We start from the raw sequence: 25,674 nt of genomic DNA on the forward strand, positions 1-25,674 counted from the left end.
GGACTTGTTTATAACGATGAGCGCTGTGCGTGGGCATGCAGCCGTGACGCTCTGCGTCACATTCGAAGGCGGACGCGGAGTGCCCTGAGCGGCGTTACCACTGAGAGTGGAACGATCATCATGCCCTTCAACATCGGTAGAAACACAAAACCCCGGAAATCCGGGGTTTTGTTTTTGCCATTAGCGATTACTCAGCAGCAGGGCTGCCCAGCGCGACCGGTTCCTTGCTGCGCCAGTGCGGCAGGGAGTCCCAGTAGGCCTGGCCCTTGGCGTCGTCGTACATGCCTTCCCAGCGAGAGATGACCAGTACGGCCAGGGCGTTGCCGATCACGTTCAGGGCGGTGCGTGCCATGTCCATGATGCGGTCGACACCGGCGATGAACGCCAGGCCTTCCAGCGGAATGCCCGCGCTGCCCAGCGTGGCCAGCAGCACCACGAAGGACACGCCCGGAACACCGGCAATGCCTTTGGACGTCACCATCAGGGTCAGGACCAGCATCAGTTGCGCGCCAATCGAAAGGTCAATGCCGTAAAGCTGTGCAATGAAGAGCGCCGCGATGCTCTGGTACAGCGTCGAGCCGTCGAGGTTGAAGGAATAACCGGTCGGCACCACAAAGCTGCAGATCGCTTTCGGCGCGCCATAGGCTTCCATCTTCTGGATGACGCGTGGCAATACGGTCTCGGAGCTGGCGGTGGAGTAGGCCAGGATCAGCTCGTCCTTGAAGATGCGCATCAGCTTGATGACCGAGAAGCCGAAGGCGCGGGCGATCAGGCCCAGTACCACAAAGGCGAAGAAAGCGATGGCCACGTAAACCAGGATCACCAGCTTGGCCAGCGGCAGCAGCGAAGCAAAACCGAAGTTGGCGACGGTCACGGCGATCAGTGCGAAAACGCCGATCGGTGCGTAGTTCATGATCATGTGGGTAACCTTGAACATGGTCTCCGACACGCCCTGGAACATTTTGACCAGCGGATCACGTACTTCAGCCTGAAGACTGGAAAGACCCAGACCGAACAGCACCGAGAAGAAGATGATCGGCAGCATCTCGCCACGCGCCATGGCGGCAAAGATGTTGGATGGAATCAGGTTGAGGATCGTGGCGATGAACGCATGATCGTGCTGAACCTCGGCAGTGGTCTGCTGATATTTGGAAATATCGACCGTGCCCAGCGTGCTCATGTCGATGCCGGTGCCAGGGTGGAACACGTTGGCCAGGACCAGACCGACCAGAATCGCGATGGTCGTAACCACTTCGAAATAGATGATGGTCTTGAGGCCGATACGCCCCAGCTTCTTGGCATCGCCTACGCCTGCAATGCCCACGACAAGCGAGGCGACGACGATAGGGATGACGATCATCTTGATCAGGCGAATGAAGATGTCACCCGCGGGTTGCAGGATATTAGTGATCCACCAGGCCTTCTCGGCGCTGAAGTGATTGAGCAGTGCGCCAACAGCGATACCCAGCGCCAGACCGATCAATATCTGCCAGGCCAGACTCAGCTTTGCCTTCTTCATATTATTACCCTTGTTGAAAGTGGCTTGGGCAACTCCAAAACCGACACGCTGAAAAGGGCTTTTTCCACAGCCTTTTCAAGGGGCGGATACCTTTGGGCTGTCCACAGAAGGTCACCGCAGTCGAGCATCCCGGCTCTGTAGCAGGCGAAAAAAGTCGCAACTATTCCCACCACATGGATCCACGTCTAATGCCGTAAACGACTACCTCATGCACAATCGGCATACAAAAACGACAAAAAGGATTGATTTACGACATGGCGGATGCGGCTATTCGGCGCAAAGGTGGCTAAAACGTCGTCTACGTTGTAAAGAGGGTCGAACAATCGGGAGGGGTGTTTTGCGGGGTTGGAACGATGTTGTTACAGGATTTAATAGATATACGGTTGACTGGGATTGAACTAAGCATGAAATACGTAAAGCGCCGCACGAGCGGGGCAGTTCCTGACCGACGAAGTCGATGCATGGAACCTTCCACTGTGCGGCAGCTTGCCTGACCCGGCCCTCAACGGAGGTACTCCCTGTACCCCTAGGTCGCGCCGATCATCTCGATCAACACAACCCGGCCCCCTGGTCATGCGCGTACCTTCCTCAGGTCGCGCAATAAGGAAGAACCATCAAGCTCTTCCCCTCTGGATCAATACCAGTTCGGATCCTTGCGCAATTGCTCGTTGAGCAGTTGCTGCATGCCCTCGTCGGGCTTGCCCAGATACCGGTAGGTGGCATGACGCGTTGGCGACTTGTCCGCAGGCAGACCGGCGGGCACTTCAACCAGCATTGCGTAGGCATCTTCCTTGTCGAGACTGAAAGCCACGATCAGGCGCTTGCTTTTGCACGTATCGGCGGTCTCGCAAAGCGGACCCACCAGATACGGATCACCATCCTCGGTCACTGCCGTCATCTGCTCGGAAGTGCCGGAAAGATTGATCACCCAGTCGGGCAGTCGCTCTTCTTTCTTCACAACCTTCGCCCAGGTCTGGCGGTATTCGGGCGCTGAAGACAGCAACTCGTTTACACGCGCCTGACCATCATTGGCGGCAATCACTACAGCACTGCCGCCCATCAACAGGGCGACAGCCAGCGCACGGAGCGACGTATGCATCGTTAGCCTCGACCGCGACGACCGAAGAAGAACGAAACAACGAACATCACCAGGAAGACAACGAACAGGATCTTGGCGATACCTGTAGCTGTACCGGCGATACCACCGAAGCCAAGTACTGCAGCGACAATGGCGATGATCAGAAACGTGATAGCCCAACTCAACATGGTGATACTCCTTTTTTTACAGCTGTTTGAATGTATTGGATGCAGTCATTTCAAGTCGGATCAGAAGACCCATTTTTGCTGCGGCGCTACATCATTCGAAGAGATCACACCCTCTACAGGGCGCAGGCTCAATGCAGTGTTCTGGGCCGCTGGAGCGCTGACGCTCCGATACGAGACGCTGCTGTGAATGATTTGCTGTCTGGTTTCAGTCGCTTCGTTGGCTTGAGACCAACGCTGGAACTGCTGAATGGCGATCAGGGTGACAAGCAGGGCGAGAAGCAGAAACAGACCTTGCTGTACGTGCAGAGGGGAGATACGCAACTGTGCGATACGCTGGCTGTTCATCCGCAAACTCCCTCCGCCCCCTGGGGCATTCGATCAATCGTATGGGCCGTATGTGCCGACCTTCGTTGAAAGGGATATTGCAGACTGCATGCCAGTTTTCAGATGCCAAATAAAATCAATAAAATCAACAGCTTATAAGATTTTTAAAAGAGGACCTGCGAGCAAGCTGCACGATTGCACCTTTGCAATCGTGCGTTCTGCACGAAGCGCAGCGACTGCTGCGCCGCCGATCGTCAACCTGCGCTGCGAGCCATGACTTTCAAGGCGTCGGCGTTTACGCCTTTCACGCCCCGAATGTTGCGTGCAATCTCGACCGCCAGCTCTTTTTCAGCGAAGTTGGCCACCACACCGTTGAGCGTCACCAGACCCTCCTTGGTATCGACCTTGATGTTCAGGCCGTCGAGGTTGCGGCTGTAGATCAGGCTGGATTTCACTTTGCTGGTGACCCAGGCGTCGCTGAGTTGCTCGACAGGGTTGAGGTTCTGCGGCTGGGTCTTGGCAGCGATGGAGTCCGCCGCACTCAGGCTGATGAGGTTATTGACGCTGACCACGCCATCCGTGTTGCTGGCGAGGCTGCCTGCAAGCTCCTTGGCTTCAGGGCTTTGGGCGCGACCCTTGAGGGTGACCACGCCATCCTTGCTGTCCACATCAATGTTCAGTGCCTCGGTCACGCTGCTCCACAGTAGCTTGGACTTCACAGTCGCCACCAGTGTGGCGTCTTCAAAGCGCTGAGCCATGTTGGCTTTGGTGCCGGGCTCACTGGCGAGGGCTGCGTCGGTCTCAAGCTGGTTATCGACCTTGTCGATACCTTTGATGTCCAGCGCAATACGCTCGGCCAGTTCGCGGTCGACTTCGTTTTCTACCTTTCCCTTGAGCGTCGCGGTGCCTTGCTCAACATCCACATCGATCTTGAAAGGGCTCAGATGCTTGTTCAACGCGAAAGCGGTCCAGATCGAACCTTCCTGACGCGCTTCAGCCAACTGGGTGGGCAGATCGCCTTGAGCCTGCGCGAGCAGTGGGCTGCTGCCCAGCACCGCAGCGGTCGCTGTGATCAACGCGATCTTTTTCAGTGAGTGCATGGCGTTCTCCTTCTGAGGTTGACGTTTCGTCTTTGAACAGACGGTTTTAACGACATAAACACGGATTAATCGGTCTGTTCGTCATTAGATGAACAGATCGCTAGCATGCATGCCGCAGAATCAATCAGAATTGACCATGCAACTTGCCCGATGATTCCGAGACTAACCAAGACAATTCACTAAGGAGCGTAGGAAAAATGGAAGCAGCCACTGAGAATCAGGGCCGTATTCTGCTTGTGGACGATGAGTCCGCCATCCTCCGCACTTTCCGGTACTGTCTGGAAGACGAAGGCTACAGTGTCGCCACTGCCAACAGCGCAGCGCAGGCGGACACATTGATGCAACGCCAGGTCTTCGACCTGTGCTTTCTCGATTTACGCCTGGGCGAAGACAATGGCCTGGATGTGCTGGCACAGATGCGGGTTCAGGCGCCATGGATGCGCGTGGTCATCGTGACCGCCCATTCGGCGGTGGACACAGCGGTTGATGCCATTCAGGCCGGCGCGGCCGATTACCTGGTCAAACCCTGCAGCCCTGACCAACTGCGACTGGCGACCGCCAAACAGCTTGAAGTCAGGCAACTGTCGGCTCGCCTGGAAGCACTGGAAGGCGAGATTCGCAAACCCAAGGACGGTCTGGATTCCCACAGCCCGTCGATGATGGCGATTCTGGAAACAGCCCGTCAGGTGGCCGTGACCGACGCCAACATTCTGATTCTCGGCGAGTCAGGCACCGGTAAAGGTGAGCTGGCGCGCGCGATTCACGGCTGGAGCAAACGCGCCAAGAAATCCTGCGTGACGATCAACTGCCCGTCGCTCACTGCCGAACTGATGGAAAGCGAATTGTTCGGTCACAGCCGCGGGGCCTTTACCGGTGCCAGCGAAAGCACGCTGGGTCGCGTTAACCAAGCGGATGGCGGCACGCTTTTTCTCGACGAGATCGGCGACTTTCCGCTTACTTTGCAACCCAAGTTGCTGCGTTTCATTCAGGACAAGGAATACGAGCGTGTCGGCGACCCTGTCACTCGCCGCGCCGACGTGCGCATCCTCGCCGCCACTAACCTGAACCTGGAAGACATGGTGCGCAGCGGCCGTTTCCGTGAAGACCTGCTCTATCGTCTGAACGTGATCACCCTGCACCTGCCTGCCTTGCGCGAGCGCAGCGAAGATATCCTGACCCTGGCGGACCGTTTTCTGGCCCGTTTCGTCAAGGAATACGCGCGTCCGGCCCGCGGTTTCAGCGAAGAGGCGCGTGCGGCACTGCTCAACTACCGCTGGCCGGGCAACATCCGCGAGCTGCGCAACGTCATCGAACGGGCCAGCATCATCTGTCCGCAGGAGCGGGTTGAAATCAGCCACCTGGGCATGGCGGAACAACCGGCCAACAACGCGCCTCGCGTCGGTGCTGCGTTGAGCCTGGACGAGCTGGAAAAAGCCCACATCGGGGCCGTTCTGGCGACCAGCGACACACTCGATCAGGCAGCGAAGACATTGGGTATCGATGCCTCGACGCTTTATCGAAAACGCAAACAATACAACCTGTGATTGAGCGCATATGAAACTGGCAATGAAGTTGCGCACTCGACTGTTCCTGAGTATTTCAGCCCTTATCACCGTGGCATTGCTGGGTCTGTTACTGGGCCTGGTCAGCGTCATGCAGATGGCCAGAACCCAGGAATCGCTGATCCAGCACAACTTCGCCATTCTCGATACCGGCTTGAAACTGCGGCAAAACCTCGGCGATCAGTTGGTATTAATGACCGGCTCACGGCATAACGAGGCGGAGCTGGAGAAAGCCCAGGAAGCGTTCAAGGATCTGCTGGATCAGAGCGCTGCGAGTGACGACCGGCTGACGGTCACGGGGGCGTTCGAAAAGACTCGAGACGACTATCAGCGTTTCATCGACGACTGGAAGCGCCTGGGCGACGATCCGCGCGGCATACGCGGCAACCCCGAACTCAGCGAAAGCTTCGACACGCTGCGCAACGGCTTGCTGGACATACATCGGCAGGCACTGGAAAGCATCAGCAACGCCGAGATCAGCTCTCGAGAGCGGGCATTGTGGATCGCAGGCCTTCTGGGACTGGTTGGGCTGGCTGTGCTGTGCATCGGTTTTGTAACGGCACACGGTATCGCCCGGCGTTTCGGTGCGCCCATCGAAGCGCTGGCCAAGGCAGCCGACCGCATCGGGCAGGGCAACTATGAGGTCACGCTGCCCATCTCTTCAGCGGCTGAAATGAATCTGCTGACCCGACGCTTCGGCATCATGGCCGAGGCGCTGCGCCAGCATCAGGCCACCAATGTCGATGAACTACTGGCAGGCCAGCAACGCTTGCAAGCGGTGCTGGACAGCATTGATGACGGCCTGCTGATGATCGACCGACAGGGCCGCCTTGAGCACTTGAACCCTGTGGCCCAGCGTCAGCTTGGCTGGGACGAGAGTCGACTCGGACAAGGGCTCGGCGAAGCATTGGGCCATCCCGAACTGGACGAGCAGTTGCACCTGATTCTGCGTGGCGGCAGCCTGGAGCGCGCCCCGGAAGACCTCGCCATCGAGATCGACAGTGAATCGCGCCTTCTTACTTACAGCATGACGCCGGTAAGCCACACCAAAGGACACATCCTCGGCGCGGTGATGGTCTTGCACGATGTCACCGAGCAACGTGCTTTCGAGCGCGTGCGCAGCGAGTTCGTGCTGCGCGCTTCGCACGAACTGCGCACGCCGGTCACAGGCATGCACATGGCCTTCGGTCTGCTGCAGGAGAGGCTGCACTTCGCGCCCGAATCCCGCGAAGCGGACCTGCTTAATACGGTCACCGAAGAAATGCAGCGCCTGATGCAGCTCATCAACGACCTGCTCAATTTTTCGCGTTATCAAAACGGCCTGCAGAAGCTCAAGCTGGCGCCTTGCTCCATCGAAGCGCTGCTGGAGCAAGCCAAGGCGCGCTTTGAAGAGCAGGCTCAGGAGCAGGGCATCGTTCTGATGCTGGACATTCACGAAACCCTGCCGCGCCTGCATGCCGACCAGGCCCAGCTGGAGCGGGTACTGGACAACCTGCTCGACAACGCCCTGCGTCATACCCCGGAAAACGGCCTGATCCGCCTGCAGGCCAAACGTCATGGCGAACGCGCTGTCATCAGCGTGGAAGACAACGGCGAAGGCATTGCCTACGGTCAACAGGCGAGGATCTTCGAGCCCTTCGTGCAGGTCGGACGCAAGAAAGGCGGAGCAGGACTGGGACTGGCGTTGTGCAAGGAAATCGTCCAGCTGCATGGCGGACGAATGGGCGTCTATTCGCGCCCAGGGCAGGGCACGCAGTTCTACATGGCGCTGCCGCTTTAGCCAATACCGTGAAATGCACGCACACCTGCTTCTGCAGCTCTCGGAGGTTACGACGGCAGCGATGGGCTGCGCAGCGGTCCCAGATTGCATCTGACACACCGCGTGTGCAGGTTTTGCTGCCGATTCCCGGCAGATCGCCTTTTATCAGACAACCTGTAATCTGCTGGATGAACACGTTTTTGTGGGAGCGGACCGGGCGGCGTTCCGTTTGTCCGCGAATACTGTAGTTCAGCCGATGAATATTCATCGGATGCACAGGTCTTTTCGCGGACAAGTCCGCTCTTATCAAATAACCTGTAAGCCACTGAAGGAACTGGATTTTGTGGGAGCGGACTTGTCCGCGAAGGGGCGGTGCGGCCGATGAAGGTTCAGCGACTGAAATGCAGCATTCGCGGACAAGTCCGCTTGTATGGTAGGACTTGAAGGGAGGAGGAGGGACTCAGTTCGCTTCTGACTGTTTGCGCAGTACAGACCTGTGGGAGATTTCACCCCTCCTCCTTTCACCCAAGCGCCGATAAAGAATGCTTATGGCTCGCGACCTACGATAGAAACAAGCCTGCGCCTCTGGGTGGTCCCTTCAAGTTCTCAAACCTTATCCCGGAGATTGCGCCATGGCAATGCTGGTTGCCCAGACTAAACCTGTCGTCGGAGTAGACGTCGCCAAAAATGAGCTGGTGATCTATCAGGACCAGTCCGACCGACTTGAAGCGATTCCCAACACCAAGGCGTCTATCAGCAAGTGGTTGCGTACCTTGGCTGGAACGGTGTCAATCGCTGTCGAAGCCACCAATACCTACCACGTACTGTTCGCCGACATGGCTTATGAGGCCGGCTGCACCATCTATATGATCGATGGTTACCAACTGAGCCATTACCGAAAAGGCGTCAATGTACGCGCCAAGACGGATGCGCTGGACGCTCGTTTGCTTGCCCGATATTTGAAGAAAGAGGCTGACGAGCTGCACCCCTGGGTACCGCCGTGCCCGCTTTATCGTCAGTTGCTGAGCCTGTTTCGTCGTCGTGCGGCGTTGGTCCAGGCGCGTACCGGACTGGTTCAGAGCTGGTCCAATGAGCCCCTGTTGAAAACAGCGTTCGCGGCGCAGATCAATTCGATGAAGCGCCTTGAAGCGCTGGTCGAGAAGAAGATCAAGGATGTCCTGCAGCGAGCCGAGTTGATGGGACAGGTCAGTCGTTGCATGAAAGTAGAAGGTATCGGCTTTCTGACGGCGGCCCGGCTGGTCACTACTTTTCAGCGAGGCGAATTCAGCAACGCCAACGCCTTCATCGCCTTTTTAGGCCTGGACCTCAGGGTGTCCAAATCCGGACAAAGTGACGGGCCGCGCCGCCTGACCAAGCGTGGCGATCCGGAAGCCCGTCGGCTGCTTCATAACGCGGCCATGTCTGGCAGCCGTACAGCCGCGTGGAAGCCGTTTTATGAAGAGCAGAGAAAGCGTGGCTTCAGCACCACTCAAGCCTTGGTCATGCTGGCAAGGAAGATGGCTCGAGTCGTATTCGCCCTGTTAAAAACCCAGAGCGAATATCAATCAAAGGCGGCTTGAGGGGTTTCCCAAAACCATAGAATCTCCCACGACGCCCGGGGTTTGCTGCGCGACAGCGCTACGTCGAAGACGTGGTGGTGCCTCCCACGGAAATAGCGCTTTTCAATGATTTATGGATTGTTTGATCGGAGGTGCATTTTGATGACACCTCACGCCACGTCATTCCTGCGCCTGGCCGCGCTGCGGCGGCCGCCTGTCACCCGCTCGGCAAACGCGACGGCGGTCAGTGGTCGGGCGAACAGCCAACCCTGACCGTAGATCACGCCCTCGCTGTTGAGCAACGCCGCCTGGGATTCGAACTCGATGCCCTCGGCGATCACCTTGAGCTGCAGGGCATGGGCCATGCGGATGATATGCGGTGCCACACCGCTGCTGGCAGCATCGTGGCCCAGCGCATCGATGAAGGCCTTGTCGATTTTCAGGCAATCCACCGGCAATGTCTGCAAGTAGGCCAGGCTGCAATAACCGGTGCCAAAGTCATCGATCAGCACCTGATGACCGCGATCACGCAGCGTCTGCAAATGATTGCGCGCCACCACGACATCGATCAGACCGCGCTCAGTCACCTCGAATGCTATTTGCCGTGCCGACACCTTGTGTAGCGCCAGCAACCGGGCAGTGACCCGTCCTATGCGGGCCGACATGACATCACAGGCGGCCAGATTCACCGAGATGTACAGGTGCGGATTGGCGCGCAATAAAGGCCCCAGCTGCTCCAGTGTCTGCTGCAGCACGAAGTCGGTGATCTGGCGGATCTGACCTGTGTTTTCCGCCAGCGGGATGAACAGGTCCGGGCTGGTCAGCGACCCGTCGGGCCGATGCCAGCGTACCAGCGCTTCGGCACCCACACACTGTCGCGTTTCGAGATTGAAGATGGGCTGATAAAGCACCTTCAATTCCGCACGGCGCAACGCACCGGTCAGCTCGGCCCCCAGCGATTTACGCTGACGCAGCACTTGAAACACCAGCGCCCCGACGCACAGCGATATCATCAGGCTGGCGGGCACCAGCAACCACCACGCGCCGGTCATATCGTCGCGCAGACCGGTACGCGGCGTGATCAGCACCAGCTGATACTCCGGACTCTGAGTGGCCATGCGGTAGACCAATTGCGTGGCCGTGGTGATCAGCGGCTCGCTGCCACCCGTCTCCCAACCCGGAACAGGCCACGCCTGTGCGGGGCCGAGCACCGGTATAGCGCGAGTTGCGTTATCCAGCACCACGAGCAGGCTGCCGCCTGGGGGAAGATCGACCACGTCAGTCAGGTGACCACGGGATGTGGACACCCGGAAGCCCCCACGGCCCATCACCAGCGCCGCCAGGTTATCGTCCGGCTGGGCCGAAGTGTTCAGCCAGTAGTCGTACGTAGGCCCACGAATGTCGGGCGTTCGGGTTTCAGCCAGCAGTGTTTTTCGCGGCCAGCTGGAGCAGGCGCGGGCGTCACCGACATAAGCGGCTTCGTAGATGAAACGGTGGCTGGAAATGACCTCCCGCAGACGTCCCAGCATCTCCGGACTGCAACGTCGCAACGGTTGATGCTCGAGCTGGTCCAGCCCCGACTGCAACTGGCCAAACAGCTGCTCGAGCCTGACCAGAAAGCGCTCGCCCTGAGCGTTCATCTGCTGACTTTCGGTCTGTCGCGCCTGCTGCAAGGCCAGCATCAGACTGCCCGTCAGCAACACGGCCGCGCTCAGCAAGGCTGCGAGCAATGCCGGCAACCAAGGGCGGGAAAGGGTCGTTCGAAGACGCGTTGACGCAATCAGCATCGGTGGATACTCAGAGAGAGTACCCATCAGTTATAGCAACAAGCACGGAGTTGGCCCGTCGAAAGAACGGGCCGGATCTGCGCTCAGTTCGCGCGGTTGAGCACCTGCAGGATGGCAGCACTCTGCGCATCTGGCTCGCCGTCGAAACGCTCGGGCCGGAAATGCATCTGGAAAGCGGCCATAACCTCTCGTGTGGCAGTATCCAGCTCACCCGTCTGAGGCGTTGTGTAACCCAGGCGTGCCAGTTGCTGCTGAAACCAGCCGATCGTTGGCACGTTGTTCATCATCAGCGCCTGACGCTGCGCCACCTGCCGTTCGTCGGGCCAGACGCCAAGGCCGTCTGCGGCCAGGCGCTTCCAGGGAAACAACGGTCCCGGATCCATCTTGCGCGCCGGTGCGATGTCGCTGTGTCCGATGATGTGTTTCGGCTCGATCCTGTTGCGTTTGACGATGTCCTTGAGCAGCACCTTGATCGACTGATACTGCGCCTCGGTATACGGATACCACAGACGGCCTGTCGGCGTTTCGGTGTAGCCGGGATTGACGATCTCGATGCCGATGGAGCTTGAATTCAGCCAGGTCCGGCCATCCCACTCGCTTTCACCGGCATGCCAGGCGCGGGCACTTTCATCGACCAGCTTGTAGATGGTTGCAGAAGTGTCATCGCCAATCAGGTAATGGCTGCTGACCTCGCCGTGGGTGAGCAATTGCAGGGACCGTTCAAGTGAAGCGGAGGTGTAATGCATGACAACGTATTGGATACGTCCGTCAAAGTTTGCCGAGGGATGACTGGTGTCCAGTCTAGGGCCGCTGGAGCAGGCGGTCAGGGCAAGCAGGAGAAAAGCAGCAAGGTACAACTTCATGAGATCAGACTACGTGCGCGATTAATGCAACATCATAACAAAACGTGCACCAATAGCTCATGCGTTGCGACAGCTGTTTGTCCAGAACAGCGCATCAGCCCTGTTCGACCTTGTTCCGGCCGTTTTCCTTGGCCCGGTACAGCGCCTGATCGGCGCGTTTGATAGCCACTTCACTGCGCTCGCCGGAGCGAAACGCTGTCACGCCCATGGAGACCGTGATGGTCACGCGCTCGCCTTTGAAATGGAACGGGCAGAGTTCGACGGTTTCCCGCAATTCGTCCAGCAATTGCAGGCCCGTCGTGACAGGGGTGGCCGGCATCAACACCACAAATTCTTCGCCACCGAAACGGGCCAGAAAATCACCCGGTCGCAAACGTTTTTTCAGAACGCTGGCGACGATCTTCAAGACCTTGTCGCCAGCCAGATGCCCGTAGCCATCGTTGATCCGCTTGAAATGGTCCAGATCCAGGATGCCGACCAATAGACTGTTTTTATGCTGCTGCCAGAGGATCATTTCCTGTTCAAGCCGCTCGGCCCAGGCCGCGCGGTTGGCAAGCCCTGTGAGCGGGTCGATCAGGGCTTTCTGTCGCTGTTCTTCCAGGTTGGTACGAAAACCCAGAGCCTCCTGCTCCATACTCGCGACCCTGGCGGCAAGACTTTGCAGGCGGGACGCAACTTCCTGCTCACGCGTATCACGCTTGCGCTGGTAGTCATCCATGGTGCTGAGCAGGCCTTCCAGGCGATTGTCCAGCACCAGCTTCAGGCTGGGCAGATCGGAGGCGTCCTGAACGCTGCTCTGCAATCCGCCGACTTGTTCGCGCAGTTGCTCGTTGAGGTCACGAACCGAAGATTCGCCCTGCGCATGATCCTCGCTGGCCGCCTGTAGATGGCTCTGAAAGGACTCGAGTCGCTCGTTCAGTTGCTTGAGGTAAGTACCGAATTCCTGCTGCCCGCCGTTGTTGATCGCCAGCATCAGCACGGCCAGATCATCCAGGATTGGCAACAGTTCGTACCAATTTAACCCGTGCCTGAGCCGCAACTGCATGGCTTCGACCTGAGGCCGGTAGTGCTCGGACAGCGTCAGGTCGGCAAGCAGCCCCAACAAGGTTTCTTCGATGTGTGTGGCAACCGAGCTGTAACTCGGTTCGGGCGAAGAGGGCAGGGCATAGCCATCGTCTTCGGCCTCCTCATCAACATCGCTGTCAGCGTCCTCTTCAGGCACCTCATGCTCGCTGACTGGCACCGGTATCTGCTGGAAAGGCACGCTCGGCGTCGGCGTCAGCATGGCCTCGATATCAGTGTCGAGCACGGGCCCAGCCACAGGCACGACGACCATCGGGGCAAATGGTGTTGCATCAATCGGTGGAAGGACCGGCTCGGCAACCTGAATGATTGCAGGCTCTTCCACATCAAGCGCCTGCACTGGCGGCTCGGAAGGTATGGCAACGACAGGCTCAGGCGTGGCAGCGACTGCCGGCGCATCGTGTGGAGCGACAGCGACTACTTGCGCAGGCTCGACCGAACGCTCAACCGGTGCTCCGGGCTCCGGATCCTCGTGTGCATACTGTTCTGCGTGGGGGGCGTCGCGCTCGTGATCGGAAGAAGACGGCGTTTCGGCAGGTATGACTGCATCGGGATGGGGTTGAGCCTCGCCATGCTCGTCCCTTGAGCCGAACAGACGCTCCAGCAATCCGGGTCGATGGCCCTCTTCAGGCTTTTCCAGCTGAGTCAGCGCCTTGCCTTGCAAGCCACTCAGCTCACTGAGCAGCAATGGCAGCTCGCGTGCCTGAGAAGCCCGCTCCTCAAGGTCTTTGGCAAACCGCTTGAGCGGCTTGCGCACGTCGCGCGGCAGCGGCAAGGCTTGCAGCTGTGTCACCAGCGCGGTCAGGGCGGTGCTGATCTGACCGACGCGGACTTCGCGCCGATGCTCGGAATCCAGCACGGCTTTTTCAAGACGCGGAATCAAGGCCGCAAGGCCCGCATCCATATCGTCCTTGCGCACGATTTCGCGCATTTCCTTCATGCATTCGTCGACAGCACGGTCAGAGCCTTCTGCGGCCAGACTGCTTCGTACCAGACCTCGCCGCAACAGGTCGAGCCGCGCATCCCAGCGCTTTTCAAGCTTGTCCTGTTGTTCGATTCCCTTGAGGTACTTCTCTCTCCAACGCTCCGCGTCGTCGCTCATGCAAGGCTTCCACCAGAGGGCACAGGCAGCGAGTCCCCACACAGTGAAGCAGGCAGGCGAATCTCGACAGCAACCGGCAGGTGATCGGAAATGGGTTGAGCCAGCACCTGTACGCGCTCGAGTGTCAGGGTCGGGCTGAGCAAAATATGATCAAGGCAGCGTTGTGGCCGCCAGCTGGGGAACGTCGCTTCGATCTGCGGGGCCAACAGACCCAGATCCCGTAGCGGCGAATGTTCCAGCAGATCATTGGCGTGAGTGTTCATGTCGCCCATCAGCACCTGATGACGATAGCCGCCAATCAGTTCGCGGATGTAGGCCAACTGTCGCGTTCGGGTTCGCGTGCCGAGGGCCAGGTGCATCATGACCACCACCAGCGCATCATCGCCCTCGCCGAAGCGCACCAGAATCGCGCCCCGCCCCGCAGGGCCGGGCAACGGATGATCTTCGATCTTGGCGGGACGCAGACGGCTCAGCACCCCATTGCTGTGCTGGGCGAAGCGTCCAAGGTTGCGATTGAGTTGCTGATACCAGTACGGAAAGGCACCCAGCTGGGCAAGATGTTCGACCTGATTGACGAAGCCAGAGCGCATGCTGCCGCCGTCGACTTCCTGCAAGGCAACCAGATCGAAATCATGAAGCAGATCGCCGATCTTCTTCAGGTTGCCTGCCCGCCCGACGTGCGGCAGCAGGTGCTGCCAGCTGCGCGTCAGGTAGTGCCGGTACCGCTCGGTGCTGATACCGACCTGAATATTGAAACTGAGCAATCGCAGCCTGCCGTCTTCGGGCAGACCACTTTTGCTCAGATGATGTTCGTTGACCCGCGGATCATGCAGGCCAACGACTCGCTTTGTGCCCTCGCCCCAGCGGCCCATGACCGGCGCTTACTTCGCCGCCTGGTTGGCCGCCCGCTCTTTGGCGATCAACTGGTCGGCCACCTGCAGAGTGGCTTCCGGACCACCGGCAGAACCGAGGTCAAAGCGGTACTTGCCGTTCACGATCATGGTTGGAACGCCGGTTACTTCGTACTTCTTGGCCAGTTCCTTGTATTTGGCGATCTTGCCCTTCACAGCAAACGAGTTGAAGGTTTCGAGAAACTTGTCCTTGTCGATGCCTTGAGTCGCGACGAAGTCAGCCATGTCCTTGGGATCTGTCAGACGCTTGCCGCCCTTCTGGATCGCATCAAATACAGCCGCGTGAACCTTGTGTTCGACACCCATGGTATCGAGGGTGATGAACAGTTGACCGTGGGCATCCCATGGACCACCAAACATGGCAGGAATACGGACGAAGTTCACGTCGGACGGCAGTTTTTCAACCCACGGGTTGATGGTCGGCTCGAACGCGTAGCAATGCGGGCAGCCATACCAGAACAGCTCCACGACTTCGATCTTGCCTGGTACTGCGACAGGCACAGCGCTGCTCAGCTCGACGTATTGCGGCTTGCCTGCCTGAGCAGGCTCGGCAGCTTGAGCGGACATACCGAACAGACTGGCGGCAACCAGTGCGGCGCTGATGATCAGATTACGCATGCTTTACTCCTGGGCAGATTGAATCGCCTTCAAGCGACGGTCTTTTCGACCGAACGCGAAAGCCTGAGTTCGTTAGTGTAACGCTGGCGACCACAAAAAAGGGCAGCCGTAGTGGCCCTTTTTGCAGACGGCGTGAATCAAGTCACCCCGACAAGCACGGCCGCTCAGTGCAAGCCCTGAATATAGTGCGCCAGCGCTTCAATGTCCCGGGTGCTCAGTTTGGCAGCAATGGCACGCATGACCTGGGTATCGCCATCATTGGTCCGGTCACCCTCACGAAATGCTGTCAGCTGCTTCTTGATGTAATCGGCATGCTGGCCGCCAAGATGAGGAAAACCTGCCTGGATATTGCCGCTGCCATCTGGCGAGTGACAGCCGGTGCAGGCGGGCAGGCCCTGATCCAGCCTTCCGCCTCGAAACAAAGCTTCGCCCTGCGCCACCAGATCCGGGGACGCAGCGCCGACACTGCCTTTCTGACGAGCGTAGTAAGCGGAGATGTCCGCAAGGTCCTGATCGGTGAGAGTGTTCAGCATGCCGGTCATTTCCACGACCACACGCTTGCCGTCCTTGATCTCGCGCAGTTGCTTGAGCAGGTAGCGCTCACCCTGGCCCGCCAGTTTGGGGAAGTTGGGCGCAAGACTGTTGCCGTCAGGGCCGTGACAGGCGCCGCATACAGTGATTTTTGCCTGCCCGGCGGACGCGTCGCCCACCGGGTCGGCAGCCTTGGAAGCGGCGCAGATGCCCAGCGCCAGCAGCAGACTCACGAATAGTTTGTTCATCAGGTCATCCGATCAGCCAAGGGGGTGAAAAGTCGGGTAGCCCGTGACTTGCGTATCCAGAAGGATAGTCGGCAAATCCTGGCCACTGCTGTCCTTGCACGTTCCACACAGCGCAGCGGCATCGCCTTTGACCCTGTGACAACTGCCCTGAAGCCCGATGACTCAGCAAAAACCTTTCAGGTTGAAAGCGGACTGCGTTCTAATGCGCATATTGATTTCGCTTAACTGTGCACGCTCCCACCGGGAGACGAAAGCACACACAAAATTTGCGGCATTATATACTCGCGCTACCCAAACGGAAACGACACCCCTTGCCGCTTGCCTTGCAGGCAGGGCCTTCACCGGAAATCACATGCAACTCAAGAACCCCATCCTCGGTCTGTGCCAACAGGCCACCTTCATGCTCAGCGCCGCCAAGGTCGACCAATGCCCCGACGACGAGGGTTTTGAAGTCGCGTTCGCCGGTCGTTCCAACGCGGGCAAGTCCAGCGCACTGAACACCCTGACCCACGCCAGCCTGGCGCGCACCTCCAAGACGCCGGGCCGTACCCAGTTGCTGAACTTCTTCGGCCTGGACGAGGATCGCCGCCTGGTCGACCTGCCGGGTTACGGCTATGCCAAAGTGCCTATTCCGCTCAAGCAGCACTGGCAGCGCCACCTGGAAGCCTATCTGGGCAGCCGCGAAAGCCTGAAGGGTCTGATCCTGATGATGGACATCCGTCATCCAATGACCGACTTCGACCTGCTGATGCTGGACTGGGCAGTGGCAAGCAACATGCCGATGCACATTCTGCTGACCAAGGCCGACAAACTGACCTACGGCGCAGCCAAGAACACGCTGCTCAAGGTCCAGTCGGAAATCCGCAAGGGCTGGGGCGAAGCCGTCACCATTCAGCTGTTCTCGGCGCCCAAACGCATGGGCCTGGAAGAAGCCTACACCGTGCTGGCCGACTGGATGGAACTGGAAGACAAGGCACCCGCCGAATAAAAACAGCGGGCAAAAAAAACCCCGGACTTCGAATGGGGAGGGGGAAGTTCCGGGGTTCAAGGTCCAGACCTTAGGGTGGGGTCCGGATATCTGCCAACACTTAACACAACATAGGAGCGCGATTAGCTTTTCAACCAATCGCGACGTCTGACTCCTGCCTGGATGGTTAAGTTCCAGCAATGAAGAAAAGTTCACATTTCCTACAGCATTTGACGAACTTGATGACAAGTTCGCCATTATGCCGTCAGTGCGCCTCGTCCCAGTTGTTGCCCACACCGACTTCCACCAGCAGCGGAACCGCCAGTTCAGCCGCGCCGCTCATGTGCGGGCGGATCTGCTCGCTGATCTGATCGACCAGATCTTCGCGTACTTCCAGTACCAGTTCGTCGTGCACCTGGAGGATGACCCGCGCGTCCAGACCGGACTCATCCAGCCAGCCGTTCACGGCCACCATCGCCTTCTTGATGATGTCGGCAGCGGTGCCTTGCATGGGCGCGTTGATCGCCATGCGTTCCGCGCCCTTGCGCAGCGACTGGTTCTTGGCATTGATGTCCGGCAGGTACAGGCGACGCCCGAAAATTGTCTCGACGAAGCCCTGTTCAGCCGCCTGAGCCCGCGTGCGCTCCATGTAATCGAGCACGCCGGGGTAGCGGGCGAAGTAGCGATCCACGTAAGCCTGCGACTGCTTGCGGTCCACGCCGATCTGCTTGGCCAGGCCAAAGGCGCTCATGCCGTAGATCAGGCCGAAGTTGATCGCCTTGGCGCTGCGGCGCATGTCGGTGGTGACGTTTTCCAGCTCGACGCCAAAGACTTCCGCAGCCGTCGCACGGTGCACATCCAGATCGTTGCGGAAGGCGTGCAACAAGCCTTCGTCCTGCGCCAGATGCGCCATGATCCTCAGTTCGATCTGCGAATAGTCGGCCGCCAGCAGCTTGTAGCCTTTCGGCGCCACGAACGCCTGACGGATGCGACGGCCTTCAGCGGTGCGGATCGGAATGTTCTGCAGGTTTGGATCACTGGACGACAGACGCCCGGTCACCGCCACGGCCTGATGGTAGGAGGTGTGAATCCGGCCGGTGCGCGGGTTGATCTGCTCGGGCAGGCGGTCGGTGTAGGTGCTCTTGAGCTTGCTCATGGAGCGGTACTGCATCAGCACCTTGGGCAGCGGGAAATCCTGCTCGGCCAGCTCGGCCAGAACGGCTTCAGCCGTGGAAGGCTGACCAGTCGCAGTCTTGCTGAGGATCGGCATGCCGAGCTTTTCGTAAAGGATCACGCCCAGTTGCTTGGGCGAGCCCAGGTTGAACTCTTCCCCGGCGATGGCAAAGGCTTCGCGCTCCAGCGCGGTCATCTTGTCACCCAGTTCCACGCTCTGAATACCCAGCAGGTTGGCGTCGACAAACGCGCCCTGGCGTTCGATACGCGCCAGCACCGGCACCAGTGGCATCTCGATGTCGTTCAGCACCGGTTGCAGGGTCGGAATGGCTGCCAGTCGGGCTTCGAAGACTTCGTGCAGGCGCAGGGTCAGGTCAGCTTCCTCTGCGGCATAGGGATAAGCCTGTTCCAGGGCAATCTGATCGAAGGTCAGCTGTTTGGCGCCTTTGCCGGCGATGTCCTGGAAGTTGATCGGCGTGTGCGTCAGGTACTTGGCCACCAGACTGTCGCGGTCGTGACGAGTGGCCGTGGAGTCCAGCACATAGGACTCCAGGATCGTGTCGAATTTGACGCCCTGCAGGTCAATGCCCTGGCTCTGATCGCCACCCAGCGCACAGTTGGCGAGCAGGTTGATGGCGAACTTGGCGTGCTGGCCGACCTTGATCTTGTCCGGGTCTTCAAGCAGCGGCTTGAGAGCCTTGAGCACGGTGTCGCGATCCAGTTGCTGCGGCACGCCCATGTAGGAGTGGGTCAGCGGAATGTAAGCCGCTTCGTGGGTCTGGATGGCAAACGACAGGCCGACCAGCTGTGCGCGCTGCGCGTCGGTGCCGTTGCTCTGGGTAACGATAGCGAACAGCGGCGCAGCCTGAAGCTTCTTCAGCCAGGCGTCGAATTGCGCCTGCTCGAGGATCACCTCGTACGCGGCCTCCTTGGTCACCACAGGCGCTTCTTCGACCGACAGTTCCTGTCCGGCACGCTTGGCATCGCGTTGCAGGTCTTCGATCCAGCTCTTGAATTCGAGCTCGGCGTACAACTCCATCAGCGCATCGCGGTCCGGTTCGCCGCAATGCAACTGGTCCAGTTCGATGTCCAGCGGCACATCGATCTTGATGGTCGCCAGTTCATAGGACAGGAACGCCATGTCGCGATGTTCTTCGAGCTTGGCCGCCAGCGTCTTGGCACCACGAATCGGCAGGCCTGCCACTGCTTCAAGATTGCCATACAGTTCTTTCAAACCACCGCCGACGCCGACCAGCAGACCAACGGCCGTTTTTTCGCCCACGCCGGGAACGCCCGGAATGTTGTCGACCTTGTCGCCCATCAGCGCGAGGTAATCGATGATGTGTTCAGGACCGACGCCGAATTTCTCTTTGACGCCAGCGATGTCCAGCACGCTGCCGGTCATGGTGTTGACCAGCGTAATATGGCCATCGACCAGTTGCGCCATGTCCTTGTCGCCGGTGGAGATGATCACCGGACGATCGGCTGCCGCGCTGCTGCGGGCCAGGGTGCCGATCACGTCGTCCGCCTCTACGCCGTCGACGCACAGCAGCGGGTAGCCCAGGCCTTTGACACAGGCGTGCAGCAGATCGACCTGCACGCGCAGGTCGTCCGGCATGCTGGGACGATTGGCCTTGTATTCGGCGTACAGCGTGTCGCGAAAAGTGCCGCCCTTGGCATCGAACACCACTGCAAACGGGCTTTCCGGGTATTGCCGGCGCAGGCTCTTGAGCATGTTCAGCACGCCTTTGACGGCGCCGGTCGGCAACCCTTTGGACGTGGCCAGTGGAGGCAGTGCGTGGAAGGCACGGTAGAGATAAGAAGAACCGTCCACCAGGACGAGGGGTGCTTGGCTCATGAGCAGAATCAACCTTTTCGGCGGGTCCGGCGCTAGAATGCGAGGACCATTGACGACAAAGGGGCAAGGTTATCATGCGCAAGGCAAATCGACTGTTGTTGACCGGCTTGTTGGTAATCTGTCCTTTGGTCGCAATCGGCGCTGAAGATTCGCCCTCGGCGGCTCCGGACGTCACGATCCGCACCGACGGTGACAAGACCATTCAGGAGTACCGCCAGAACGGCTTCCTGTATGCGGTGAAGATCACGCCCAAGCATGGCAAACCCTACTTTCTGGTGCGCGCCGATGGGACGAGCCCCAATTTCATTCGTTCGGACCAACCGGACATGCTGATCCCGCAGTGGGAAATATTCAGCTGGTAACACCCTAAATTCACTTATTGCTGGCAGTCCTGATATGTCCGTCTTTACCCCACTGGCTCGGCCCGAGCTGGAAACATTCCTCGCCCCCTATGGGCTCGGCCGTCTGCGCGACTTTCAAGGCATTGCCGCCGGTAGCGAAAACACCAACTACTTCATCAGCATGGAGCAGGGCGAGTTCGTTCTGACGCTGGTCGAACGCGGTCCGGTGCAGGAGATGCCGTTCTTTATCGAGCTGCTGGACGTGCTGCACGACGCCGATCTGCCGGTGCCCTACGCCTTGCGCACCACCGACGGCGAGGCGCTGCGCGAGCTGGCGGGCAAACCGGCGCTCTTGCAGCCGCGCCTGCCTGGCAAACACATCAGCCAGCCGAATACGCAGCACTGCGCACAGATCGGTGAGCTGCTGGCCAACCTGCATCTGGCGACACGCGACCATATACTGGAGCGCAAGACCGATCGCGGTCTGGACTGGATGCTGAGCGAAGGTCGCAATTTTCTGTCGCATCTGGGTGATGCGCAGAACGCATTGCTGGACAAGTCGCTGCAGGAAATCGAAGACCTCAAGCCACAGATTCTGGCGCTGCCTCGGGCCAACCTGCACGCCGACATGTTCCGCGACAACGTGTTGTTCGAAGGCACGCACCTGACCGGGCTGATCGATTTCTACAATGCCTGTTCGGGGCCGATGCTGTATGACCTGGCCATTGCGCTGAACGACTGGTGCTCGCGCGAGGACGGCCAGATCGACCCGGTCCGCGCCCGTGCCATGCTGGGCGCCTACGCCGCCCTGCGGCCGTTCAATGCGGCTGAAGCCAAACTCTGGTCAACCATGCTGCGCGTTGGCTGCGTGCGTTTCTGGCTGTCACGTTTGATTGCGGCAGAGACCTTTGCCGGACAGGACGTACTGATTCACGACCCCGCAGAATTCGAACAGCGCCTTGCACAACGTCAGGAAACGCACATACCGCTGCCGTTTGCGCTATAGGCGCCATGATTGATCCCATGCTCTGCGCTCACGTTATGCACAAGTCATCTGGCTATGATGATCGTTCCTACGCTCTGCGTGGGAATGCCTCCCAGGACGCTCCGCGTCCGCCCTCGAATGTGACGCGGAGCGTCACGGGATGCATGCCCACGCAGAGCGATGGGCACGATCAGTGTCGAGGCGGACTTGTGTAGAACGCCGAGCGCGGAGCGTGGGCACGACTCACCGGGTTTAAATCCCCGACAGACACCCACTCAGATCGTCCGCCAGTTTCTGCACGACCTGCTCGTAACCCTGAGCGGTCGCTGGCGTGTAGCCGCCCAGCGCGTCCAGCTCGGCCAGTTTGACCGGCAGGCCTGCGCTCAGGGTTTCCGCGAGACGTGGTCGCAGCGGGGGTTCGCTGAACACGCAGGTCTTGCCGGCCTCTTTCAAACGCTCACGCATCGCTGCCACGTGCTGGGCGCCGGGCTGGATTTCGGCAGCGATGGCGAATACACCGGTGTGCTTGAGGCCATACGCCTCTTCGAAGTAATCAAACGCTTCGTGGAACACGAAAAACGGCTTGCCCGTGACCGCGCTCATCTGAGTCTTGATGCGGCTGTCCAGCGTATCCAGCCGCTTGGCAAATGCCTCGGCATTGCGTGTGTAACGCGCTGCGTTGGCCGGGTCCGCGGCGCCAAGGTCCGACGCCATCTTCGCGGCGATCACCCGCGCGTTGACAGTCGAAAGCCACAGGTGCGAGTCCAGACTGCCGGGCATGTGATCGTGGTCGTGCTCATCCGCACCATGCGCGTGGTCGTCGTGATCATGATCATCGTGCGAGGCATTGTCCGCGCCGAAGTGGCGCAGGTGCATGCCGGGCAGCTTCTCTACCGCGACCGAAGGCTGGCTGCGCCCTTGAAGCACTCGCGGCAGGAACGTTTCCATGCCGGGACCGATCCAGTAGAGCAACTGCACGTCCCTGACGCGCCGTACGTCGGATGGCCGCAGCGCATAGTTATGCGGCGACGCACCCGGCGGCAGCAACACCTCAGGCGTACCAACGCCATCCTGCACAGCTGCGGCAATCAGCTGCAGCGGCTTGATGCTGGTCAGCACCCTGACCTCGGCCTGGGCGGAAGAGACGGCCAACAGACTGGCCCACAAAATGACGCAAAGGTTAAGAAAACGGCGCACGTAAAACACTCATATCGGGCGGGAACAGGTAACATAATAACGTCTCTGGCAAATATCGTCGCTGCTCATGCCCAATACTCCCCTGGCTAGTCGCCCCCATGATCACTCCCATTGCGTGCATTCGGCCCTCGCCGAAGCCGACGCGCTGTGCGCCAGACAAGGCCTGCGACTGACCGCGTTGCGCCGCCGCGTGCTGGAACTGGTCTGGCAAAGTCACAAGCCGCTGGGTGCCTACGACATCCTTGCGGTCCTGAGCGAAGAAGATGGCCGTCGCGCTGCGCCGCCAACGGTCTACCGCGCCCTGGATTTCCTTTTGGAAAACGGCCTGGTCCATCGCATCGCTTCCCTTAACGCCTTCACCGGCTGCAACCACCCGACCCACGCTCATCAGGGCCAGTTCCTGATCTGCCGCGAGTGTCATGCGGCTATCGAGTTGCAGCACCCGGCCATCAGCAATGCCGTGGTCAACGCTGCGGTCGAGGTCGGTTTCGAGGTCGAAGGTCAGACCGTCGAAATCGTCGGCATCTGCGCTGGTTGCAAGGCTGCCTGATGAGTGATGCGCTGATTCGCCTGGAACAGGTGGCCGTCACGCTGTCCGGGCAAAACGTGCTGGATAACATTCAGCTGAGCGTAAAACCCGGCGAGATCGTGACCCTGATCGGCCCCAACGGCGCAGGCAAGACCACGTTGGTGCGTGCTGTGCTGGGTTTGCTCAAGCCTGACTCGGGCACTGTGTGGCGCAAGCATAAGCTGCGCATCGGCTACATGCCGCAGAAGCTGCATGTCGATCAGACCCTGCCGCTGTCCGTGCTGCGCTTCTTGCGTCTGGTGCCCGGCGTGGACCGGGCCGCTGCAATGACCGCGCTGGAGGAAGTCGGCGCCGAAAAGGTGATCGACAGTCCGCTTCAGGGAATTTCCGGCGGCGAGATGCAGCGTGTTCTGCTGGCGCGTGCCCTATTGCGCGAACCGGAACTGCTGGTGCTCGACGAGCCGGTGCAAGGCGTCGATGTGGCCGGGCAGGCCGAGCTGTACAGCCTGATCACTCGTTTGCGCGACCGCCATAAGTGCGGCGTGCTGATGGTGTCCCACGATCTGCATCTGGTGATGAGCACCACGGATCAGGTGGTGTGCCTGAACCGCCACGTCTGCTGCTCCGGTCATCCCGAACAGGTCAGCCATGACCCGGCGTTCGTCGAGCTGTTCGGCAAGAACGCGCAGAGTCTGGCGATCTATCACCACCATCACGACCACGCCCATGATCTGCATGGCGAAGTCGTGAGCGATGCCTCGAACGCTACGCCGCATTCCCACACTCATGTTCACGGAGACAGCTGCAAGCATGGCTGATTTTCTACTGTATGCCTTGCTCGCAGGCGTTGCTCTGGCCGTGGTTGCTGGCCCGCTGGGGTCATTCGTGGTCTGGCGGCGCATGGCGTATTTTGGCGACACCCTTTCTCATGCGGCTCTGCTGGGCGTGGCCCTGGGCTTTCTGCTGGATGTCAGCCCGACCATCGCGGTGACCTGCGGTTGCCTGCTGCTGGCGGTGTTGCTGGTCACGCTGCAGCAGCGCCAGCCACTGGCGTCGGACACCCTGCTGGGCATACTCGCGCCCAGTACCCTGTCGCTCGGGCTGGTGGTGCTCAGCTTCATGCATGAAGTGCGCATCGACCTGATGGCGTATCTGTTCGGCGACCTGCTGGCGATCAGCCCGACCGATCTGGCCTGGATTCTGGGTGGCAGCGCCCTGGTGCTGGTGATGATCGTGGCGCTGTGGCGGCCTTTGCTGGCCGTGACCGTGCATGAGGAACTGGCGAAGGTCGAGGGCCTTCCCGTGGCGGCACTGCGTATGGCGCTGATGCTGTTGATCGCCGTAGTGATCGCCGTGGCGATGAAAATCGTCGGTGTGCTGCTGATTACATCGCTGCTGATCATTCCGGCAGCTGCGGCACAACGTCACGCTCGCTCGCCGGAGCAGATGGCACTCGGCGCGAGCGTGCTGGGCGTGACGGCCGTGTGTATTGGGCTATCGTTATCGTGGTTCAAGGACACCCCGGCCGGACCGTCTATAGTGGTATCCGCTGCGGCGTTGTTCTTGCTCAGCTTTGTTCTCCCCAAGCGAGCGGTGTAGACTTGCTCGTTTTTTGCGCAAACTAGAGAATCGCAGGAATGAAGCCGCTCGCCCCACGCCATCTGCTGCTGATCGCCTTTTCCATCCTGCTGGGTGCCTGTCAGAGTGCGCCCACTGTCGAGACGCCTGTGGCCGAAGCTCAGCCGAGCGGGTTCGCACAGCTCGATCAGAGCATCACCAGCAATGAGCTGGCGACGGCTGAAGATCAGCTCGCTGCCTTGCAGGCAGCGGCGCCCACCGATATTCGTCTTGAAGCCTTCCAGCGTCGGCTGGCCGAGGCCTACCTGAGCCGCAGCCAGATCGGCCTGCAGAAAGGTGACATGAACGCTGCCGCCAACGCCCTGAGCCGTGCCCGTGCGCTGATGCCCAAGGCACCGGCGCTCACCAGCGGCGTGAACGGCGCTATCGCGCATGCCCGCAAGGCTGAGCTGGAAAAGGCAGAGGCTGAGTTGCGCGAAGCCGAAGCGCGCCGCGTGGCGAAACTGATTGATCCATCGGCCATGAGCACCACCATCGACCTGAAGATCGGCGACATGCCGAAACTGCGTCGGCAACTGGATGACATTGCGGCAGATACCGTGGCGTTCAATTGTGATGTGCTGCTGGTCGTGCCGCGCACCGACGATTACCCGTGGTTGGCGACGCTGTTGACCAAGCGCGTGGTGAAGATCAATCCGGATTTCGAACTGGACATGAGCCGCCAGATCAATCGCAAGGAACAGGCCTACATCGTGCTGACGCCCGCCAGGTCCTGATCGAGCTTCCCTACCGGAATCCGATCGTGCCCATGACG

General features: G+C 59.6%; 23 protein-coding genes. 10 read left to right on the forward strand and 13 right to left on the reverse strand.

The features are described from left to right. Positions 1-187 precede the first annotated feature (187 nt). The 5 genes from gltP to AC0IXS_RS14240 all read right to left on the reverse strand — a co-directional run bounded on the left by gltP (position 188) and on the right by AC0IXS_RS14240 (position 4,209). Positions 188-1,519, reverse strand: coding sequence for a glutamate/aspartate:proton symporter GltP (gltP, locus tag AC0IXS_RS14220; protein WP_057410163.1), 1,332 nt, complete (start codon positions 1,517-1,519; stop codon positions 188-190). Positions 1,520-2,153: 634 nt separating this feature from the next. After that, a complete protein-coding gene (locus tag AC0IXS_RS14225; protein ID WP_122432629.1) occupies positions 2,154-2,618 on the reverse strand; it encodes an inhibitor of vertebrate lysozyme family protein in 465 nt (154 codons plus the stop codon). A gap of 2 nt (positions 2,619-2,620) precedes the next feature. Continuing rightward, positions 2,621-2,785, reverse strand: coding sequence for a DUF1328 domain-containing protein (locus AC0IXS_RS14230; RefSeq protein WP_002555679.1), 165 nt, complete (start codon positions 2,783-2,785; stop codon positions 2,621-2,623). A 60-nt stretch (positions 2,786-2,845) separates the two neighbouring features. Beyond that, a complete protein-coding gene (locus AC0IXS_RS14235) occupies positions 2,846-3,130 on the reverse strand; it encodes a hypothetical protein (protein ID WP_025996452.1) in 285 nt (94 codons plus the stop codon). 233 nt (positions 3,131-3,363) lie between these two features. Then, a complete protein-coding gene (locus AC0IXS_RS14240; RefSeq protein ID WP_025996453.1) occupies positions 3,364-4,209 on the reverse strand; it encodes a BON domain-containing protein in 846 nt (281 codons plus the stop codon). Between the two features lie 197 nt (positions 4,210-4,406). Here AC0IXS_RS14240 and algB point away from each other — a divergent pair, with 197 nt between their 5' ends. From algB to AC0IXS_RS14255, 3 genes are all read left to right on the forward strand, one after another. Beyond that, positions 4,407-5,753, forward strand: a complete 1,347-nt coding sequence (algB, locus tag AC0IXS_RS14245; protein WP_025996454.1) for a sigma-54-dependent response regulator transcription factor AlgB — start codon at positions 4,407-4,409, stop codon at positions 5,751-5,753. A gap of 10 nt (positions 5,754-5,763) precedes the next feature. After that, complete coding sequence (locus AC0IXS_RS14250; protein ID WP_191957363.1) at positions 5,764-7,551, forward strand: KinB sensor domain-containing domain; 1,788 nt, start codon at positions 5,764-5,766, stop codon at positions 7,549-7,551. A 611-nt stretch (positions 7,552-8,162) separates the two neighbouring features. Then, a complete protein-coding gene (locus AC0IXS_RS14255; protein ID WP_057409210.1) occupies positions 8,163-9,110 on the forward strand; it encodes an IS110 family transposase in 948 nt (315 codons plus the stop codon). Positions 9,111-9,259: 149 nt separating this feature from the next. Here the strand turns inward: AC0IXS_RS14255 and AC0IXS_RS14260 are convergent, their stop codons facing one another. From AC0IXS_RS14260 to AC0IXS_RS14285, 6 genes are all read right to left on the reverse strand, one after another. Next, the gene (locus AC0IXS_RS14260; protein WP_471824934.1) at positions 9,260-10,876 is read right to left on the reverse strand and encodes an EAL domain-containing protein; all 1,617 of its coding nucleotides are present in this window, start codon (positions 10,874-10,876) and stop codon (positions 9,260-9,262) included. Between the two features lie 83 nt (positions 10,877-10,959). Beyond that, on the reverse strand, positions 10,960-11,739 hold the full coding sequence (locus AC0IXS_RS14265; RefSeq protein WP_122667956.1) for an N-acetylmuramoyl-L-alanine amidase: 780 nt from the start codon (positions 11,737-11,739) through the stop codon (positions 10,960-10,962). 94 nt (positions 11,740-11,833) lie between these two features. Then, positions 11,834-13,924, reverse strand: coding sequence for a GGDEF domain-containing protein (locus tag AC0IXS_RS14270; RefSeq protein WP_191953875.1), 2,091 nt, complete (start codon positions 13,922-13,924; stop codon positions 11,834-11,836). Further along, positions 13,921-14,796 (reverse strand): endonuclease/exonuclease/phosphatase family protein, encoded by an 876-nt coding sequence (locus AC0IXS_RS14275; RefSeq protein WP_004887642.1) that lies wholly within the window; start codon positions 14,794-14,796, stop codon positions 13,921-13,923. Before AC0IXS_RS14275 ends, AC0IXS_RS14270 begins: the two co-directional genes overlap by 4 nt. Positions 14,797-14,805: 9 nt before the next feature. After that, on the reverse strand, positions 14,806-15,453 hold the full coding sequence (locus tag AC0IXS_RS14280) for a thiol:disulfide interchange protein DsbA/DsbL (RefSeq protein WP_025996459.1): 648 nt from the start codon (positions 15,451-15,453) through the stop codon (positions 14,806-14,808). A gap of 164 nt (positions 15,454-15,617) precedes the next feature. Continuing rightward, on the reverse strand, positions 15,618-16,232 hold the full coding sequence (locus AC0IXS_RS14285; RefSeq protein ID WP_057410157.1) for a c-type cytochrome: 615 nt from the start codon (positions 16,230-16,232) through the stop codon (positions 15,618-15,620). A 352-nt stretch (positions 16,233-16,584) separates the two neighbouring features. Here AC0IXS_RS14285 and yihA point away from each other — a divergent pair, with 352 nt between their 5' ends. Further along, a complete protein-coding gene (yihA, locus tag AC0IXS_RS14290; RefSeq protein ID WP_004887638.1) occupies positions 16,585-17,220 on the forward strand; it encodes a ribosome biogenesis GTP-binding protein YihA/YsxC in 636 nt (211 codons plus the stop codon). 244 nt (positions 17,221-17,464) lie between these two features. Here yihA and polA read toward each other — a convergent pair whose 3' ends face one another. Further along, positions 17,465-20,230 (reverse strand): DNA polymerase I, encoded by a 2,766-nt coding sequence (gene polA, locus AC0IXS_RS14295; protein ID WP_057410156.1) that lies wholly within the window; start codon positions 20,228-20,230, stop codon positions 17,465-17,467. 74 nt (positions 20,231-20,304) lie between these two features. Between polA and AC0IXS_RS14300 the strand changes: the two genes are divergently transcribed. Then, positions 20,305-20,592, forward strand: a complete 288-nt coding sequence (locus AC0IXS_RS14300; RefSeq protein ID WP_004887635.1) for a DUF2782 domain-containing protein — start codon at positions 20,305-20,307, stop codon at positions 20,590-20,592. Positions 20,593-20,626: 34 nt separating this feature from the next. Continuing rightward, positions 20,627-21,577: a homoserine kinase gene (locus AC0IXS_RS14305; protein WP_122690918.1), complete on the forward strand. Its 951-nt coding sequence runs from the start codon at positions 20,627-20,629 to the stop codon at positions 21,575-21,577. Between the two features lie 231 nt (positions 21,578-21,808). Here the strand turns inward: AC0IXS_RS14305 and znuA are convergent, their stop codons facing one another. Next, the gene (znuA, locus tag AC0IXS_RS14310; protein WP_122667959.1) at positions 21,809-22,753 is read right to left on the reverse strand and encodes a zinc ABC transporter substrate-binding protein ZnuA; all 945 of its coding nucleotides are present in this window, start codon (positions 22,751-22,753) and stop codon (positions 21,809-21,811) included. 67 nt (positions 22,754-22,820) lie between these two features. On the opposite strand from znuA, the gene AC0IXS_RS14315 reads away from it, so the two are divergent. From AC0IXS_RS14315 to AC0IXS_RS14330, 4 genes are read left to right on the forward strand one after another with little or no spacing between them, the layout of a single operon-like run. Continuing rightward, complete coding sequence (locus AC0IXS_RS14315; protein ID WP_057408094.1) at positions 22,821-23,303, forward strand: Fur family transcriptional regulator; 483 nt, start codon at positions 22,821-22,823, stop codon at positions 23,301-23,303. Further along, on the forward strand, positions 23,303-24,100 hold the full coding sequence (gene znuC / locus AC0IXS_RS14320) for a zinc ABC transporter ATP-binding protein ZnuC (protein WP_449122085.1): 798 nt from the start codon (positions 23,303-23,305) through the stop codon (positions 24,098-24,100). The genes AC0IXS_RS14315 and znuC overlap by 1 nt, the downstream gene beginning before the upstream one ends. Further along, entirely contained in the window at positions 24,093-24,881 is a 789-nt protein-coding gene (gene znuB, locus AC0IXS_RS14325; RefSeq protein ID WP_004882531.1) for a zinc ABC transporter permease subunit ZnuB, read from the forward strand. The genes znuC and znuB overlap by 8 nt, the downstream gene beginning before the upstream one ends. A gap of 38 nt (positions 24,882-24,919) precedes the next feature. Next, complete coding sequence (locus AC0IXS_RS14330; protein ID WP_029243062.1) at positions 24,920-25,636, forward strand: PA5502 family lipoprotein; 717 nt, start codon at positions 24,920-24,922, stop codon at positions 25,634-25,636. Positions 25,637-25,674: the final 38 nt, after the last annotated feature.

The sequence above is a fragment of the Pseudomonas sp. AC016 genome, assembly GCF_979253365.1.